Here is a 16539-nt window from a genome sequence, read left to right on the forward strand (position 1 = left end):
CGCGCCGATGGCGAGCGCGCCGGTGGCCGTGGCGTGGCGCGGGCCGACTTACTCTTCGAGGAGTTCCTCTTCCTCGTCGTCGCTGTCGTTGCGGTCGGCGTTGGCGCGGCGGCGCACGTCCACGCGGTAGTGTTCGAGGATGTCGCGCCCGAGCAGCAGCGGGTAGTCCATGTGCGAGCGGTCCTCGACGCTGGCGGTCACGGTGTGCTGGGTGCCGCCGATACCGATGACGAGGTCGACCACGGGGCGGGCCTTCCCGCCCTTGAGGCTCCCGGACTTCACGCGCGTCATGCTCTTGATGGGCCCCGCGCCGATTTCGGCGGCGAGGCTCGTGTCGATGCTCGTCCGGGTCGCGCCGGTGTCGGACTTCGCGAGGGTCTGCTGGGAGCCGCTGGTCCCGTTGACGACGACCTCCTCGATGTAGCCGATGATGGGCGCTTCGCCGTCGATGATGGGCGACTCGTTGGGGGCACACGAGGGGACGGAGTCGTCGAGCGTCGCGGACAGTTCCTCGACGCGTGCCTCGTCGACCTCGCCGCCCGCGCGCTCGATTGCGAGCTTCGCGATGTGCGGTGCGGGGCTCTTGCCCGTCGCCTGATAGAGGCCCTTGAAGCCGGCGGTCGGGTTGGCTTCGAGGACGAACCAGCCGTCTTCGCCCTCGACGAGGTCGACGCCGACGTAGTCCATCTCCATCACTTCGGCCGTGTAGAGCGCCGTCTCCCGCGCTTCCTCGGGCATCTCGTCGGTCGCGTTGAGCACGTCGCCGCCGAGGGCGACGTTGGTCCGCCAGTCGCCGTCCGGGGCGTAGCGGTACATCGCGCCGATGATTTCGCCGTCGACGATGTAGACGCGCAGGTCGCGGTGGCGGTCGCCGTCGCGGTCGATGAGCTTCTGCAGGAACGCCTGTCGGTTGCCGACCTTCGGGTTCACGGGCTCGGTCAGGTCGACCTTCCACGTCCCGCCGCCGTGGGTGCCGATGGCGGACTTGTAGACGCCGACGTCGCCGAAGCGCTCGCGGCCCTTGTTCAGCCGGTCGTTCGAGAGCGCGAGGAGCGCGTCGGGCACCTGGATGTTCCAGTTGGCGAGCGTCGCGGCCGTGGCGAACTTGTGGATGGCCGCGAGAACCGCGTCGGGCTCGTTGAGCATCGGTCGGATGCGGTTGAACGTCGTCGCCAGCCCGAGCAGTTCCGCGGGTTCCTCGGTGTTCGACAGGAGCAGTCGATTCGCGATGATGTCCACCTCTGGCTCGACCGTCACCTCTCCGTCTTCGATGCTGACCGCCGCGTTCTCCCGGCGGAGCCACACCGGCTCGTGACCGAGGTCTTCGACCGCGTTGAGGATTGCCTTCGTCTCCTTGCTGTTGTGCAGAGAAAGCACGCCGACACGCACGGCGTCGTCTGTGGTGGACATACTCAGTTGATATCCTCCCGGTTTCAAAGACATGACGGTCGAGAGCCGGCCGCCCGCGGTTCGCGGCCGCGAGGACGGCGTCGGGCGGTCCGTCGCGACCGTTTATAACCCCGGCCCTCCCATCGCATCACATGGCCGACAACGAGGCCTTCACCTACAACGGCGGGAAGGTCGAGCCGGGCGAGACACAGGACATCCGGTACGGCATCTCCGAGACGTATCTCGGCGACCCGGTTCGCATCCCCGTCACCATCATCAACGGGGAGCGGCCGGGGCCGACCGTGTTCCTCTCCGCCGCCGCCCACGGCGACGAACTGAACGGTATCGAGGTCGTCCGCGAGGTGGCCTACGAGTGGGACCTCGCGGACCTCGCGGGCACGCTCGTCTGCATGCCGGTGATGAACGTCCCCGCGTTCCTCGCCCAACAGCGGTACCTCCCCATCTACGACCGTGACCTGAACCGGTCGTTCCCGGGCTCCGAGACCTCGACGGGAGCAAAGCGGATGGCACACCGCATCTACCAGAACTTCATCGCGCCCTGCGACCTCGGCATCGACTTCCACACCTCCACGCGGGGGCGAACTAACATGCTCCACGTCCGCGCGGACATGTCCGACCCCGCCGTCGCGCGACTCGCCAACGCCTTCGGCTCGCACGTCATCATCGACAGTTCGGGGTCCAGCGGGATGCTCCGAACCGAGTCGTCGGCGAGCGGGACGCCGGCCATCACCGTCGAGATGGGCGAGGCCCACCGCTTCCAGCGCGAACTCATCGACGAGGCGCTCGCGGGCGTCGAGAGCGTCTTCGCCGAGTTCGGCCTCCGGGGGACCTCGACGGTCAACTGGCCGGGCTGGCGGACCGTCATCTCGGACGAAAACGAGAAGACGTGGCTCCGCGCCGACGCTGGCGGCATCGTCGACATGCACCACGACCGCGGCGCGCTCGTCCACGAGGGCGACCGCATCTGCACGATTACGAACCCGTTCAAGGACGACAACGTCACCGTCGTCGCCCCCTTCACGGGCCTGCTCGTCGGCGTCCTCGAGAACCCGGTCGTCTACCCCGGGAACCCGCTTTGCCACCTCGTCGAACTGAAGGACAAGGTGCGGCGCGTCGTCGAGCGCGAGCAGTCCGGCACCCCCGAGCCGACGCTCTGAGACCGGCCGCCCCGCCCCGAGATATTCGGGGTCCGGCGACTTTTGCCAACCCTCACGAAACTCCATACACGTAAGTTCTATACCCTCCCCTTCCCGACACTCACAAGAGCATGAGTCAGTCTTACAATCGGGGCCTCATCGAGGACTTCAGCAGATGGCGGGAGTTCTCGGCCGGCATGTGGGCCTGGATATTCCACAAGTTCACCGGCTGGGTGCTTGTGGGTTATCTCTTTACCCACATCGCCGTGTTGTCGACGGCCCTCTCGGGCGCGGCGGCGTACACGAACACGATTCAGGCGCTGGAGAGTCTCTTGGTCGTGCGTATTCTGGAAGTCGGGCTGCTCGCGGTGGCGGTGTTTCACATCCTCAACGGACTGCGGCTGCTGTTCGTCGACCTGGGCGTCGGGCTGGAAGCACAGGACAAGAGCTTCTACGCGTCGCTCATCCTGACGGGTGTCATCGTCGTCGCGAGCGTTCCCACGTTCCTCTCGGGGGTGAGCATCTAATGGCAGAGCGATACACGTCCTTCGAGCCGGGCGGCCGGCGGTGGCTCTGGCAGCGGCTGACAGCCGCCTTCCTCGTCGTGGTGCTGGCGTTCCACTTCTTCCTGCTCCACTTCGTCAACCACGCCGACGAAGTGACGTTCGCCCTCTCGCAGGCGCGCATGGAGCAGCTGACGTACTTCTCGCTGATGATCCTGTTCCTCGTCACCGCGACGTTCCACGGGGTCAACGGCGTCTACAACGCCCTCGTCAACCAGGGCCTCACGGGCACCCGGAAGACGGCGGTCAAGGCGATTCTCGGTCTCGCGAGCGTCCTCCTCATCGTGCAGGGCGTCCGCACGGCCCTCGCGTGGGCCGGAGGTGTTCCCATCTAATGAGCACGCAAGTTCCCGAAGCAGTCGAAGAGGAATCGGCCACGGAGACGGCGTCCGCCGGCAAGCAGAAGCGCGACGCGAAAAAGCGCGAGCGGGCCGAGCGAGTCCAAGAGCAGCGCGAGGCCGAGGCGGCCGAGAAGGCGCGCTCCGCGGACGACACCTTCCACCTCAAGGTCTTCCGCTACGACCCCGAGGTGCCGGAGAAGCAGGAGCCCCGCTTCGACGACTTCCACGTCCCGTACAAGCAGGGGATGACGGTCCTCGACGCGCTCATGTGGGCGCGGGACCACTACGACTCCTCGCTTACCTTCCGGCACTCCTGCCGGCAGGCCATCTGCGGGTCCGACGCGCTGTTCGTCAACGGGTCGCAGCGACTCGGCTGCAAGACCCAGCTGTCGGACCTCTCGGAGCCGATTCGGGTCGAGCCGCTCCCGCACGCCGACGTGGTCAAGGACCTCGTCGTCGACATGGAGCACTTCTACGACCAGATGGAGTCGGTCGAGCCGTACTTCCAGACGAACTCGCTTCCGGACGGCGAACTCGACGAGCAGCGCCAGACGCGCGAGAACCGCGAGAAGGTCAAGATGTCCACCCGCTGCATCTGGTGTAGCGCGTGTATGTCCTCGTGTAACATCGCCGCCGGCGACAACGAGTATCTCGGTCCCGCGGCCATCAACAAGGCCTACCGCTTCGCCATGGACGAACGCGAGGGCGAGGACATGAAGCAGCGCCGCCTCGAAATCCTCGAACAGGAACACGGCGTCTGGCGCTGCCAGACCCAGTTCTCCTGTACCGAGGTGTGCCCGAAGGACATCCCTCTCACGGAGCACATCCAGGAACTCAAGCGCGAGGCGATTAAGAACAACCTGAAGTTCTGGTGAACTTCCCGGTGAAACCCTGAAGTTCGACCAACCCTACGACACACCCAAACACACCATGTACGAACACGACGTTATCGTAGTCGGCGCGGGCGGGGCGGGCCTGCGCGCGGCGATTGCGGCACACGAGGAAGGGGCCGACGTGGCCATCGTGTCGAAGCTCCACCCGGTCCGAAGTCACACGGGCGCGGCGGAGGGCGGCATCAACGCCGCGCTCCGCGAAGGCGACTCGTGGGAGGACCACGCCTACGACACGATGAAGGGCTCGGACTATCTGGCCGACGCGCCGGCGGCCGAGACCCTCTGTAAGGACAGCCCGAAAGAGACCATCAAGCTCGAACACTGGGGGATGGCGTTCTCCCGGGACGACGACGGCCGCGTCAGTCAGCGACCGTTCGGCGGGCTCTCGTTCCCGCGGACCACCTACGCGGGCGCGGAGACGGGCCACCAGCTGCTCCACACGATGTACGAGCAGCTCGTCAAGCGCGGCATCAAGGTCTACGACGAGTGGCACGTGACCCGACTGGCCGTCTCCGACGAGGAGAAGCCGGAGGACCGGAACTGCCACGGCATCGTCGCCTACGACGTTCAGACCGGACAGGTCGAGGGCTTCCGCGCCCGCAACGGCGTCATCCTCGCCACCGGCGGCCTCGGGCAGGTCTACGACCACACGACCAACGCGGTCGCCAACACCGGCGACGGCGTCGCGATGGCCTACCGCGCCGGCGCGCCGATGGAGGACATGGAGTTCATCCAGTTCCACCCGACGACGCTCCCCTCGACGGGCGTTCTCATCACCGAGGGCGTCCGCGGCGAGGGCGGCATCCTCTACAACGAAAACGGCGAGCGCTTCATGTTCGAGTACGGCTACGCGAACAACCTCGGCGAACTCGCCTCGCGCGACGTGGTCTCCCGGGCCGAACTCACGGAGGTCAACGAGGGCCGCGGCATCGAAGACGAGTACGTCCACCTCGACATGCGCCACCTCGGCGAGGAGCGCATCATCGACCGCCTCGAGAACATCATCCACCTCTCGGAGGACTTCGAGGGCGTCAACCCCCTCGACGCGCCGATGCCGGTCAAGCCCGGCCAGCACTACGCGATGGGCGGCATCGAGACCGACGAGAACGGCGAAACCTGTATCTCCGGTCTCTACGCGGCCGGCGAGTGCGCCTGTGCCTCCGTCCACGGCGGCAACCGCCTCGGCGGCAACGCGCTCCCCGAACTCATCGTCTTCGGCAAGCGCGCCGGCCACCACGCCGCGGGCAAGGACATGGAGGCGGCCAAAATCACGACCGGCAAAGAAGGCGAGTACGAACTCGGCGAGGTCGACTCGCCGGTCGAACTCGGCGAAGCGGGTATCGGTGAGGACGCCGTCGCCGACGGCGGGACGGCGGCGGACGCGGGCGCGTCCGTCTCCGGAGCGGACCTCGTCCAGCGCGCCGTCGAAGACGAGCGCGAGACCATCGACACCCTCCTGGAGCGAGAAGACGGCATCCAGCAGGCCGAGATTCGCGAACGCGTCCAGAAGTCGATGACGCGCAACGTGAACGTCTTCCGCGAGGAGTCGGCCCTCAAGGACGCGCTCCGCGACATCCGCGAGGCGCGCGAACTCTACCAGGACGTGTTCGTGGCCGACAAGTCGCGGACGTTCAACACGGACCTGCTCCAGACGCTGGAGACGCGCAACATCCTTGACATCGCCGAGGCCATCACGCTCGGCGCGCTCGCGCGCAACGAGTTCCGCGGAGCCCACTGGCGCAAGGAGTACCAGGAGCGCCGCGACGAGGAGTGGCTCAAGCACACGATGCTCTCGTGGAACGACGGCCGCCCGGAACTCTGGTACAAGCCGGTCATCCTCGAAGGCGAGGACAAGACGTACGAGCCGAAGGTCCGGAGCTACTGAGTCGACCGCGACTCGTCCGAGTCGCAGACGCCCTTTCTTTCGACGTCGACTCCCGAGCGGTGCACCGACGCGCACAGCGCGCCGAATCGCGCGACCGCGGCCGGAGCCCACCAACGGCTATTTGCCCGCTCGACCCCTACAGCCGCCCGGAAGGGTGGCTCAGTGGTAGAGCACACCGGCGCAGGCCCTCGCGGTCGGTCCGGTGGTTTTCAATGGCTTCGCGTGGTTCGACTCCCGCCCCTTCCGTCTCGGAACCGCGCGCCGCCGGGCCTCGCCGCCCGCCGGCCCGCGACCCGCTCCCTTCGACGACAGTCGAAGTCGGCGGCGTCGAACACCGACAATTATCCGATGTACGTTCGTGACGAATACAACGATTCTCTCGAATTCGGGACGTTCGCGGCCTCACCCCCGACCTCGGTTCTTCGACGATTGTTGTAAGAGAGTTTTATTATCGTCGAAGCAAAGGGGATGACAACGACCATGCAACAGACGGTTCCGACCATCGAAGTCCCTGGCGAACTCGAATCGCCCTCGGCCAAGCTCGTGTACCTCTATCTCACCACGCACGACGGCGCGTCCATCACCGACCTGCAAAACGGGCTGGAGATGAAGAAAATCGCCCTCTACAGCATCCTCAGTACGCTGTCGAAGCGCGGCTTCGTCCGACAGGACGCCGAACGCTACCACGTCGCTCAGTGACGGCTCGGCGAGTCAGTGATTCCTCGGCGACCGCGCCGCCCGGACCTGTGCGCCGTCGCGGACCATATCCTCGCAGTTCGGGCAGACACGCGGATTCTCCATGCCATCGGGAGTGAAGACTCGGGCGTATGCGGGCGTCACGAACGAACCACAGTTCTGACATTCCGGCATGGTATCTAGTATCCTCCATGAATATCACATAAGTTTTCTCCCTAGACGAGTGCGAGAAGGAGGCCGACGAGGAGGAGCGCGAAGATGAGAAGCGTCACGGCGAACATGAATTGATCGGTCCCGTTCATACCGAACACGACGTTCCGGATAAAGATAAAATTCCGTCTCGACGCCGCGTCCCGCCGCGCTCGGCGGGATTCTCTGATTTTCGACCGCGATAACGAGGGGGGTAGAACTAAATTCATCGCCCCCGTCGGTCCCGTAACGGTCCTCCAATGGAGTTCGTGTACGCGTTATCTGGGTTGTTCGCCGGGCTCTTTCTCGGAGCGGTGGCAGTCGTCACTGCGCTCACGTACACCCCCTACGGCGCGTCGCTGTTCGACACCGCGATAACGGCGCTGACCGGTGTCACGCTCCAACTGGGAAACCTCCTGTTCATCTCGGCGCTCACCGCCCTCGCGTTCGAGGGGCTCGCGATGAGCGGCATCCGGTATCCGGTCGTCGTCCCCGCGGCGTTCGCGTACGTGCTCACTCACGTCACAGTCTACTACTCGTGCATCCGCATCACCGACCTCCAGTCGGAGCCGCTCGACCCCGACGTTATCATCAAGCATAATCCGTTTCGGGCGCTCGTCCTCGGCGTGCCGGGGTCGCTTCTCCTCATTCGGGTCCGGCCGCCCGCGAGGCGGAACTGAACCCGTCTCGACGAACCGCGGGCGTGGCTCCGGCTCGCGACGACTGAACGCGGGGCCCGCGTGGGCGCAGAAAACGGTCGAACCGGCGACAGAAGCCAGGAGTGGGATTTGAACCCACGAAGTCTCGATTACAAGTCGAGTGCATGAACCGCCCATGCTCTCCTGGCGCGTCCGTCGATTACCGGTCCTCCTTTGAGTGTGTATCGTTTCGCATCGATTTCTCCAGTTCGACGCGGTGCGGTCGGTAGCCGTGCCGCCGGTAAAACCGACGGGCGGCGTCGTTGTCCGCCAGCACGTCCAACGCGACGGTATCCGCGCCGGCGTCTCCGAGCGCGGTCTCCGCCGCCGCCAGCAGTCGCGCGCCGACCCCGGCGTCTCGGTACGCCGGGCGGACGAACAGGTTCCGAATCATCCCGCGGGTCGCGTCCTGCTCGTACGCCCCCGCCTCGATGTCGAACATGACGAAACCGACGATGTCGCCCGTCTCCGGTCCCTCCGCGTCGTTCCCGTCGTTCCCGTCGTTCTTCTCGGCCCCATCGGTCCCCTCCTCACGGGCGACGAGCACGCCGTCGGCGGCGACGTGTCGCGCCAGCGCCTCCCGTATCGGCGCCCGATTGGCGTCGGCGCGGAGGTGCGACCCGAACGACCGCTGGTCCGCGGCGAGTTCGACCCACAGGTCGGCGAGGTCGTCGAGGTCGGAAAACGCCGCCGAACTGACGCGCATGGGCCCTGTCGGGGCTCTATCCGCTTTTAAGTGTCGGCGATTCGGACCGAAATCGAGGAATCGCGGCCCTGCGGGGTGCCGAGCGGGGTCAGTAAAGACGACCGATGAAGAAAGATTTATCTATGTTTATCGTCCGCACATATCATGAGGATAGTTATCAATGGGTATTGCCGAAACCTACTCCCGTGGCAGGCAGTTCGCCATCGAGCGTCCGTTCGCGCTCGTCTTGGCGGTCATCGTAGTCGTACTATTCGGTGACTTGCTTCGCGGGTTAGCAACAGGGCAGACGCAGTTTGCCGACATTGGCACGCTGGTCTGGGATGGTCTGATGCGGGGGCTCGTAATCGGCCTCGCGGGCATCGGGTTGTCGATGACGTACAGTATTCTAAACTTCGCTAATTTCTCGCACGGCGACTACATCACAGCGGGGGCCTTCTCGGGGTGGGCAACGACGTACCTCATCGCCGGACTGGGACGCGCCGACATCGGCGCGCTCCTGCTCGTCGGGGCCGGGGGGTCGGTCTACGGCGGGACGCTCGGTATCGGAATGCTCTCGACGCCGCTCGCGGTCGTCGCCGGCATCGTGGTCTCCGGCGGCTTCGCCATCGCGCTGTCGCTCGCGGTCGACCGGACCATCTTCAAACCGATTCGGAACGAGGACGGTATCACCCTCCTCATCACGAGCATCGGGGTCGCGTTCGCGCTGCGCTACCTGATGCAGTTCGTCTTCGGCTCTGACGTGCGCGGCACGACCGCGCAGCCGCCCTCGGTGTCGCTGTACTTCATCGACGGCACGGTCTTCATCAACGCCCACGACATCACGCTTCTCGTGGTCGCCTCGGCCCTGATGCTCGGCGTCCACGTCCTCTTACAGCGGACGAAACTCGGGAAGGCGATGCGCGCGATGGCCGACAACAAGGACCTCGCGCTCATCACCGGTATCTCGACCGAGCGCGTCGTCCGCGCGACGTGGATTATCGGCGGCGGGCTGACCGGCGTCGCGGGGTACATGTTCATCCTCTGGAAAGGGACGCTCGGGTTCAACGACGGGTGGCTCCTCTTGCTTCTCATCTTCGCCGCGGTCATCCTCGGCGGCATCGGCTCCATCTACGGGGCCATCGCCGGCGGCCTCGTCATCGGACTGACGGCGTCGATGTCGGTCCTGTGGATTCCCTCGGCGTTCTCGCGGGCCGCGGCCTTCGTCGTCATGATCGTCATCCTCCTCGTGAAACCGTCCGGGCTGTTCAGCGGGAGGGCGACCGCATGAGCGTCCGCGACGACTTCACCGCCCGCATCCCGGGCGGCGACGCGGGCCTCATCGTACTGGTCCTCCTCGGGACGTACCTCGCGTACGTCCTCGCGGGGTTCGTCCTCGGATACACGCTCCGCGGTCAGCTCAACTCCATCGCGACGCTGACGTTCTACATCGGCGTCTTCGCCATGCTGTCGCTCGCGCTCAACCTCCATTGGGGGTACACCGGGCTGTTCAACATCGGCATCGTCGGCTTCATGGCCGTCGGCGTCTACGTCACGGCAATCGTGACGAAGCCGACGTACGTCGCCGGCGGCGCGGCGCAGGTCGGCGGACTCGGCCTGCCGCTTTGGGTGGGCATCCTCGCCGGCATGACCGCGGCCGCGCTGTTGGGACTCGTGGTCGCGCTCCCGGCGCTTCGGTTGCGAGCCGACTACCTCGCAATCGTCACCATCGCGATGTCGGAAATCGTCCGGTTCAGCTTCCTCTCCGGCGAACTCCAGCAGTTCCAGCTGTTCGGTAACCGCGTCGGCTTCGGCGGTGGGTCGGGTCTCATCCTCGACTTCGCCCCGCCGCTGGAGGCGCTGCTTCGCGGCGTCGGCCTCTGGAACGGATACCTCGGCTTCGTCGACGCCTTCCAGGTCCTCGTGCCGAGGAACCCCAAGCCGGTCGTCGACGGCCTCGTCTACGGGCTGTTGCTCCTCGGGTTCGTCGCGGGTTTCTACTGGCTGCTCAAGCGCACCGGCGAATCGCCGTTCGGTCGCGTGCTGAAGGCCATCCGCGAGGACGAGGACGTCGCGAACGCCCTCGGCAAGAACACCGACCGGTTCAAAATCAAGTCGTTCATGCTCGGCTGTGCGCTCATGGGGCTCGCCGGCATCCTCTGGCTCGTTCCGCAGGGCGCGGTGACGCCGAACTTCTTCCGGCCGCGCGTGACGTTCTTCATCTGGATCGCGCTCATCATCGGCGGGGCCGGTTCGAACACGGGCAGCGTCCTCGGTGGGGCCGTCTTCGCGGCGGTGCTCTACCAGGGGCCGAGGTACTTCCAGAACCTCGTGTCGGCGGTGTTCCCCAACCTCGACTCGCCGTCCGGCTTCGGGCAGGCAATCTCGCCGCTCATCTCGCAGTTCGACCCCGTGCCGTTCCTCCTGTACACGGTCGACAGCATCCGGCAGCTCCAACTGGTCGTGATGGGGCTCGTGCTCATCTGGCTGATGCACAACCGGCCGGAGGGGATGCTCGGCTACCGCAAGGAGACCGCGTCAGTCATCCCGCTGTCGCGGCCGAAGTCGATGGCCGTCGACGGCGGCGACGACGACTCGGTCCGCACCGACGGCGGCGTCGACGCCGCGGCCCAGGGAGGTGAGACCGATGAGTGACGCCGCGGACCAGCCGGTCGAAGACGTGGCGAACAAGGTCGACGAAGACGCGCTCGGCGCGTTCGCCTCCGGCGTCGACACGTCGGTCGACTACCCGCTCCGAGTCGAGGGACTGGAGAAGTCCTTCGGCGGCATCACCGCCGTCGACGGTGCGACCTTCGAGGTCGAAGCCGGGTCGCTCACGGGTCTCATCGGTCCGAACGGGGCCGGCAAGTCGACGACGTTCAACCTCATCACGGGCATGCTCAAGCCCGACGCCGGCACGGTCACGTTCAACGGCGAGGACATCACCGGCGAGGAGCCGCACGAAATCGCCAACCGCGGGATGGTTCGGACGTTCCAAATCGCCCGCGAACTGAGCGAGATGACCGTCCTCGAAAACATGATGCTCGCGCCGAAACACCAGCGCGGCGAGACGCTGTGGCGCTCCGTCATGCCGGGCGTCCGCGACGACGTCCGCGAACAGGAAGAGGAACTCCTCGAACGCGTCTGGGAGGTGCTCGACTTCTTCGACATCGCCCACATCGCAGAGGAGTACGCGGGCAACCTCTCCGGCGGGCAGCGCAAGCTCCTCGAGATGGCGCGGGCGCTCCTGACCGACCCCGACATGCTGCTCTTGGACGAGCCGTTCGCCGGGGTCAACCCCACGCTCGAGAAGAAACTGCTCGAACACGTACACGAACTCCGCGAGCAGGGCTACACGTTCCTGCTCGTCGAACACGACATGGACCTCATCATGAACAACTGTGAACACGTCATCGTCCTCCACCAGGGCTCGGTGCTCACGGAGGGGACGCCGGACGAGATTCGGAGCAACGAAGAGGTCATCGAGGCCTACCTCGGTGGTAACGTATGAGCGTCGACGCCAACACCGACGCGACGAGCGGCGCGGGCGTCGAAGGACGCGACGACGTGCTCCTTCGCGTCCGCAACCTCGACGCCGGCTACGGCGACCTCCAGATTCTCACCGACGTCGACATGGACGTGTTCGACGGCGAGTACGTCACCATCGTCGGCCCGAACGGGGCCGGCAAGTCCACGACGATGAAGTCCGTCTTCGGCCTGACCGCCCACATGGGCGGGACCGTCCGGTTCAAAGACGAGGACATCACCGGGCGTCGACCCGAGGACATCATCCACGTCGGCATCGGTTACGTCCCGCAGAACGACAACATCTTCCCGACGCTGACGGTCGAAGAGAACCTCGAAATGGGCGCGTACATCCTCGACGAGGTGCCGCAGGACGCCATGGAGGCGGTCTACGAGCGGTTCCCCATCCTCAGAGAGCGGAAAGACCAGAAGGCGGGCACGATGTCCGGCGGGCAACAGCAGATGCTCGCGATGGGTCGCGCGCTCATGCTCGACCCCGACCTGCTGCTCCTCGACGAACCGTCGGCGGGGCTCGCGCCCGACCTCGTCGAGGAGATGTTCGACAAAATCGACGAGATTAACGAGGCCGGCACGGCCGTCCTGATGGTCGAACAGAACGCGAAGGAGGCGCTCCGGCGCTGCGACCGCGGTTACGTCCTCGCCAACGGGCAGAACCGCTACATGGACACCGGCACGGCGCTCCTCGAAGACGAACAGGTCCGGCAGGACTTCCTCGGCGGATAGCCCGTCTCGGCGGTCCACGCTATTTTTCCGCCGTCAATCGCAGACGTACTGGAACGACTCGACCGAGAGGCCGCCGTCTCTGTCGTCCGAACCACCCGATGAGCCACCGTCGAGGGTCACTACCGTGTTCGTGTCGTGTGAGTGTCTTGTGTCGGTCGCGGGGGTGCGGTGGGAGACGGATGGTAGAAGATGAGCGCAACCGCTCGCGTCGGTGGCGACGAAAGAAAAGTCGGGTCTGCCGAGTCGGTCTTAGTTGTCCGGGCCGGAGAGCGCCGTCTCGATGACGGAGGAGTACGACGACTCGCCGATGTTGAACGCGACCTGGTTGTACACTTCGCCGTCGAACGAGTCGCTGAACACGTTCGAGAAGCGCTCCGAGAGCTGCTGGCCGTAGTCGTTGTTGACGTACAGCGTCGAGACCGAACTGACTTCGAGGCGCTCGGCCATGACCTGCGCCATGACGCGGCCCTGCAGGAAGTCGGACGGTGCAGTCCGGAAGATGAAGTCGTTGTCTTCGAGGTTCGAGACGGACAGCGCCGTCGAGGACGGCGAGCAACCGACGATTTCGTTCGGGATGAACGCCTGCTTCGAGACGGGGACGTTCACGCCGGAGGACGCGGACCCACAGACGGACGGAACGCCCGCGGAGACGAGCGACTGCGCGGCGGAGACACCGGCGTCCGGGGACGTCTGGGTGTCTTCGATTTGCGCGTTGACGGAGAGCCCGGCCGGGTTGGCGTCGTTGACCTGCATGACCGGAATCTGCGCGGCCTGAATCATCGGCGCACCGACGGCCGCGAGGTCGCCGGTCTCGGGCAGGAGGATGCCGACCGACATCTCGCGGTCGGAACCGCCCGGACCGCTGTCCGCGGACGGGCCGTTCCCGTCGGGGTTCTCGCCGGCGAACGACTGCGTCTCGACGCTCGACGTGGCGTTGTTCTCGGCGTCGAACTCCCAGATGGCGTACGCGGCTTCCGCCGGGTCGCCGTTCTCGTCGAAGTTGACGGACGAGGACGCGCCCTGGTAGTCGATGTCTTCGCCGTTCGCGGCCGCCTCGACGCCCTCGACGAGGTTGTCCGGTCCGACGGTCATTCCATCGGGGTTCGCCATCCGGCGCATCTGGTCTTTGATGGCCGGGCCGGAGTTCTCCCCGGCGGCGGCGTTCGCGAGCAGCTGAATCGCGACCGAGTCGTAGGTCTGCGACGTGAAGACGCCCGGAGCCGCGCCGTACTCGTCTTCGAACAGTTGATTGAACGTGTCTTGGTTCGGACCGCCAGCGGCGGGTGCCGTCCCGGTCACGTTCGCCATGTCGTTGCCGACCTGTCCGGGCATCGACCCGGAGCGCATCCCGTCGGGCACGAGTATCTCCTCGCTCCCGTCGGACGCGCTGTAGTAGTCACGGAACAGTTGAATACCGCTTTCGGGGTAGCCGATGACGACGAGTCCTTCGGGACCGCCGCCACCGCCGCCGCCACCGATGCATCCGGATAAGCCAGTCAAGCCTGCCGCGCCCGCGGCTCCCACTCCCTTGAGGAAGTCGCGGCGTACGATATCACGTACCATGTGAAAGGCAATGGCAACTCCCGCTTATAAAATTTACTCCCTGCGTTTGAAAAGCCATGATAATTGCGACCGACGGCGGTGCGAGAATCGGCTGTGTGAGAACGTCAGACATCGTGCTTTATATACCCAACGCGCCGAAGCCGGAGAACCGCTGCGTTCAAACCCGTTCGCGGGCGTCTTTGGGACAATGACTATCCCGTCGTTCGTTATCGGTATCGCGGGGGGGAGCGGTGCCGGCAAGACCACCGTGGCCCGACTCATCACGGAGAACGTCGGCGAGTCCGTGACGCGGATTCCGATTGACAACTACTACAAAGACCAGAGTCACCTCGAGATGACCGAGCGCGAGCAGGTGAACTACGACCACCCCTCGGCGTTCGAGTGGAACCTCCTGTACGAACAGCTCTCGGAACTGCTGGAGGGGAGAGCGGTCGAGATGCCGCAGTACGACTTCGAGATACACAACCGGAAGCCCGAGCGGAACACCGTCGAACCGACCGACGTCATCATCCTCGAGGGGATTCTCGCGCTCTACGACGAGGACGTAAACGAGATGCTCGACCTCCGGCTCTACGTCGAGACCGACGCCGACGTTCGCATCCTCCGGCGCATCCAGCGGGACGCAATCGACCGCGGACGCGACCTCCAGGGCGTCATCGACCAGTACCTCTCGACGGTCAAGCCGATGCACGAGCAGTTCATCGAGCCGACGAAGAAGCACGCGGACCTCATCATTCCCGAGGGGGCCAACAGCGTCGCCGTCACGCTGCTCGAAGAGAAAGTCCAAGCGGAAGTCGAAGGCGACGAGACGCGCACCTGGGAGCGCGACGCTATCGAACGGAAAGTCCAAGAGCGGACCTCGTCCCGCGGGCCCGACAACTAACGCGGCGTCGCGGGTCGAAAATCGGGGCCTCGAAGATTACGCGTTCTTGCCGGTGACGAACTGCGCTGCGCCCTCGTAGAACCAGAAGTCGTTTTCGCGCATCGCCTTGCCGACTGCCTTGTGCAGTTCGACGAAGTCGCCGAACTCCTCGCCTTCGACGTGCTCGAAGATGTCCGCGAGCGAGACGACGCGCTCGTAGTCGAGTCGGATGGGGTGGTCGCCGAACTCCTCGACGAACTCCGCTTTGTTCAGCGGGAAGTCCTCGTCTTCGTCGATCTTCTTCGCGATGACTGCCTGGCCGTACTTGCGTCCGCCTTCGCTCCCCTCTTCGCCGTCCGGGTCGTGTGGCCAATCCATACCCGAGTGTTGGCAGGCCGATTCAAAGCCGTTACGCATTTGTGGGAATTTGTCACGCGGAACGTCGCGGCCGAGTCGCCCTCGCCTCTTCGTGTCGCTTGCTACCGATGAACAAGAAATATACGCGTGGCACGCCATCGTTCTTGGAGTCATGCGAGCGACCGAGCGGCCGACGTTCGAATCCGAGGCCAGCAAGCTGATTTACGAGTACGTCGAGCGGCACGGCACCGCGAAACGGAACGTCCTCCTCGACGTCGCGCCCGTCTCGTCCGACGAGTTCAGAACCGAACTGGAGCGACTGAAATCCCGCGGTTATCTCCAAGAAGACGGCGGCACCCTCCAGTTGGCGCTCGACGTGGGCGCTATCGAGGAACACGAGACCGACGCGGGAATCGTCACCATCCGACCCGCCCGTCAGCGCGACTTCGAGGGTCTGGTCGACGCCATTCGCGACGTGACGTCCGAAGAGACGTACGTCGTCGCCGAGACAATCGCCGAACAACTCCTCTACGACGAGGCGGTCACGCGCCACAACCGGGTGGAGTCTCGGGTGTTCTTCGTCGCCACCATCGGCGAGGAGGTCGTCGGCTGGACGCACCTCGACCTCCCGCAGGTGTCGCGCATCCGCGAGACCGCCCAGCAGACCGTCGGCGTCAAGGGAGAGTACCGCGGTTCGGGCATCGGCAGCCTCCTGCTTCGCCGCGGCCTCGACTGGGCCGAAGCCAACGGCTTCCGGAAAGTGTACAACAGCGTTCCGATGACGAACGACCGCGCGCTGGAGTTCCTCGGCGACCACGACTGGGAGACCGAGGCGATTCGCAGGGACCACTACACTATCGGCGACGAGCACGTCGACGAAGTGATGATGGCGTACCGGTTCTGAGCGGGTCGGCGGCGGTGGGTCGGTTTTTGTGGGGTTGTCGGTCGATTCTCTGAGAATGCGGTGGGACTGGGATTTGAACCCCACTCGCTCC

17 protein-coding genes and 2 tRNA genes are annotated in these 16539 nt (G+C 65.3%); 14 read left to right on the forward strand and 5 right to left on the reverse strand.

Going from position 1 to position 16539, the window contains the following annotated elements; translation table 11 throughout:
• Nucleotides 1–48: 48 nt before the first annotated feature.
• A complete protein-coding gene (locus tag C5C07_RS09635) occupies nt 49–1410 on the reverse strand; it encodes a RimK/LysX family protein (RefSeq protein ID WP_004974451.1) in 1362 nt (453 codons plus the stop codon).
• A gap of 131 nt (nt 1411–1541) precedes the next feature.
• Here C5C07_RS09635 and C5C07_RS09640 point away from each other — a divergent pair, with 131 nt between their 5' ends.
• The 8 genes from C5C07_RS09640 to C5C07_RS09670 all read left to right on the forward strand — a co-directional run bounded on the left by C5C07_RS09640 (nt 1542) and on the right by C5C07_RS09670 (nt 7793).
• The gene (locus C5C07_RS09640; RefSeq protein ID WP_115804991.1) at nt 1542–2567 is read left to right on the forward strand and encodes a succinylglutamate desuccinylase/aspartoacylase family protein; all 1026 of its coding nucleotides are present in this window, start codon (nt 1542–1544) and stop codon (nt 2565–2567) included.
• A gap of 110 nt (nt 2568–2677) precedes the next feature.
• Nucleotides 2678–3073: a succinate dehydrogenase, cytochrome b556 subunit gene (gene sdhC / locus C5C07_RS09645; RefSeq protein ID WP_004974453.1), complete on the forward strand. Its 396-nt coding sequence runs from the start codon at nt 2678–2680 to the stop codon at nt 3071–3073.
• Complete coding sequence (locus C5C07_RS09650; RefSeq protein WP_004974454.1) at nt 3073–3444, forward strand: succinate dehydrogenase hydrophobic membrane anchor subunit; 372 nt, start codon at nt 3073–3075, stop codon at nt 3442–3444. The genes sdhC and C5C07_RS09650 overlap by 1 nt, the downstream gene beginning before the upstream one ends.
• The gene (locus C5C07_RS09655) at nt 3444–4325 is read left to right on the forward strand and encodes a succinate dehydrogenase/fumarate reductase iron-sulfur subunit (protein ID WP_004974456.1); all 882 of its coding nucleotides are present in this window, start codon (nt 3444–3446) and stop codon (nt 4323–4325) included. The genes C5C07_RS09650 and C5C07_RS09655 overlap by 1 nt, the downstream gene beginning before the upstream one ends.
• Nucleotides 4326–4380: 55 nt before the next feature.
• A complete protein-coding gene (locus tag C5C07_RS09660) occupies nt 4381–6228 on the forward strand; it encodes an FAD-binding protein (RefSeq protein WP_004974458.1) in 1848 nt (615 codons plus the stop codon).
• Nucleotides 6229–6376: 148 nt separating this feature from the next.
• Nucleotides 6377–6474 (forward strand) — tRNA-OTHER (locus C5C07_RS21280).
• 234 nt (nt 6475–6708) lie between these two features.
• Entirely contained in the window at nt 6709–6927 is a 219-nt protein-coding gene (locus tag C5C07_RS09665) for a helix-turn-helix domain-containing protein (RefSeq protein WP_008094913.1), read from the forward strand.
• Between the two features lie 446 nt (nt 6928–7373).
• Nucleotides 7374–7793 (forward strand): hypothetical protein, encoded by a 420-nt coding sequence (locus C5C07_RS09670; protein WP_004974462.1) that lies wholly within the window; start codon nt 7374–7376, stop codon nt 7791–7793.
• Between the two features lie 93 nt (nt 7794–7886).
• On the opposite strand, the gene C5C07_RS09675 is transcribed toward C5C07_RS09670, so the two are convergent.
• Both C5C07_RS09675 and C5C07_RS09680 read right to left on the reverse strand, forming a co-directional pair.
• Nucleotides 7887–7960, reverse strand: a tRNA-Thr gene (locus C5C07_RS09675).
• An 11-nt stretch (nt 7961–7971) separates the two neighbouring features.
• Nucleotides 7972–8517, reverse strand: coding sequence for a GNAT family N-acetyltransferase (locus C5C07_RS09680; protein WP_115804992.1), 546 nt, complete (start codon nt 8515–8517; stop codon nt 7972–7974).
• A gap of 328 nt (nt 8518–8845) precedes the next feature.
• Between C5C07_RS09680 and C5C07_RS09685 the strand changes: the two genes are divergently transcribed.
• From C5C07_RS09685 to C5C07_RS09700, 4 genes are read left to right on the forward strand one after another with little or no spacing between them, the layout of a single operon-like run.
• On the forward strand, nt 8846–9784 hold the full coding sequence (locus tag C5C07_RS09685; RefSeq protein ID WP_004974466.1) for a branched-chain amino acid ABC transporter permease: 939 nt from the start codon (nt 8846–8848) through the stop codon (nt 9782–9784).
• Nucleotides 9781–11148, forward strand: coding sequence for a branched-chain amino acid ABC transporter permease (locus C5C07_RS09690; protein ID WP_115804993.1), 1368 nt, complete (start codon nt 9781–9783; stop codon nt 11146–11148). The genes C5C07_RS09685 and C5C07_RS09690 overlap by 4 nt, the downstream gene beginning before the upstream one ends.
• Nucleotides 11141–12004, forward strand: a complete 864-nt coding sequence (locus C5C07_RS09695; RefSeq protein WP_004974475.1) for an ABC transporter ATP-binding protein — start codon at nt 11141–11143, stop codon at nt 12002–12004. Before C5C07_RS09690 ends, C5C07_RS09695 begins: the two co-directional genes overlap by 8 nt.
• Nucleotides 12001–12762, forward strand: a complete 762-nt coding sequence (locus C5C07_RS09700) for an ABC transporter ATP-binding protein (RefSeq protein WP_115804994.1) — start codon at nt 12001–12003, stop codon at nt 12760–12762. The genes C5C07_RS09695 and C5C07_RS09700 overlap by 4 nt, the downstream gene beginning before the upstream one ends.
• Nucleotides 12763–13011: 249 nt before the next feature.
• On the opposite strand, the gene C5C07_RS09705 is transcribed toward C5C07_RS09700, so the two are convergent.
• Nucleotides 13012–14325: an ABC transporter substrate-binding protein gene (locus C5C07_RS09705; protein WP_049905047.1), complete on the reverse strand. Its 1314-nt coding sequence runs from the start codon at nt 14323–14325 to the stop codon at nt 13012–13014.
• 187 nt (nt 14326–14512) lie between these two features.
• On the opposite strand from C5C07_RS09705, the gene udk reads away from it, so the two are divergent.
• On the forward strand, nt 14513–15208 hold the full coding sequence (udk, locus tag C5C07_RS09710) for a uridine kinase (RefSeq protein ID WP_004974480.1): 696 nt from the start codon (nt 14513–14515) through the stop codon (nt 15206–15208).
• 36 nt (nt 15209–15244) lie between these two features.
• Here the strand turns inward: udk and C5C07_RS09715 are convergent, their stop codons facing one another.
• Nucleotides 15245–15565, reverse strand: coding sequence for a DUF5785 family protein (locus C5C07_RS09715; RefSeq protein ID WP_004974481.1), 321 nt, complete (start codon nt 15563–15565; stop codon nt 15245–15247).
• A 151-nt stretch (nt 15566–15716) separates the two neighbouring features.
• On the opposite strand from C5C07_RS09715, the gene C5C07_RS09720 reads away from it, so the two are divergent.
• A complete protein-coding gene (locus C5C07_RS09720; protein ID WP_004974483.1) occupies nt 15717–16448 on the forward strand; it encodes a GNAT family N-acetyltransferase in 732 nt (243 codons plus the stop codon).
• Nucleotides 16449–16539 lie beyond the last annotated feature (91 nt).

The sequence above is a fragment of the Haloferax sp. Atlit-4N genome, assembly GCF_003383025.1.
Taxonomy (GTDB): Archaea; Halobacteriota; Halobacteria; order Halobacteriales; family Haloferacaceae; genus Haloferax; species Haloferax gibbonsii.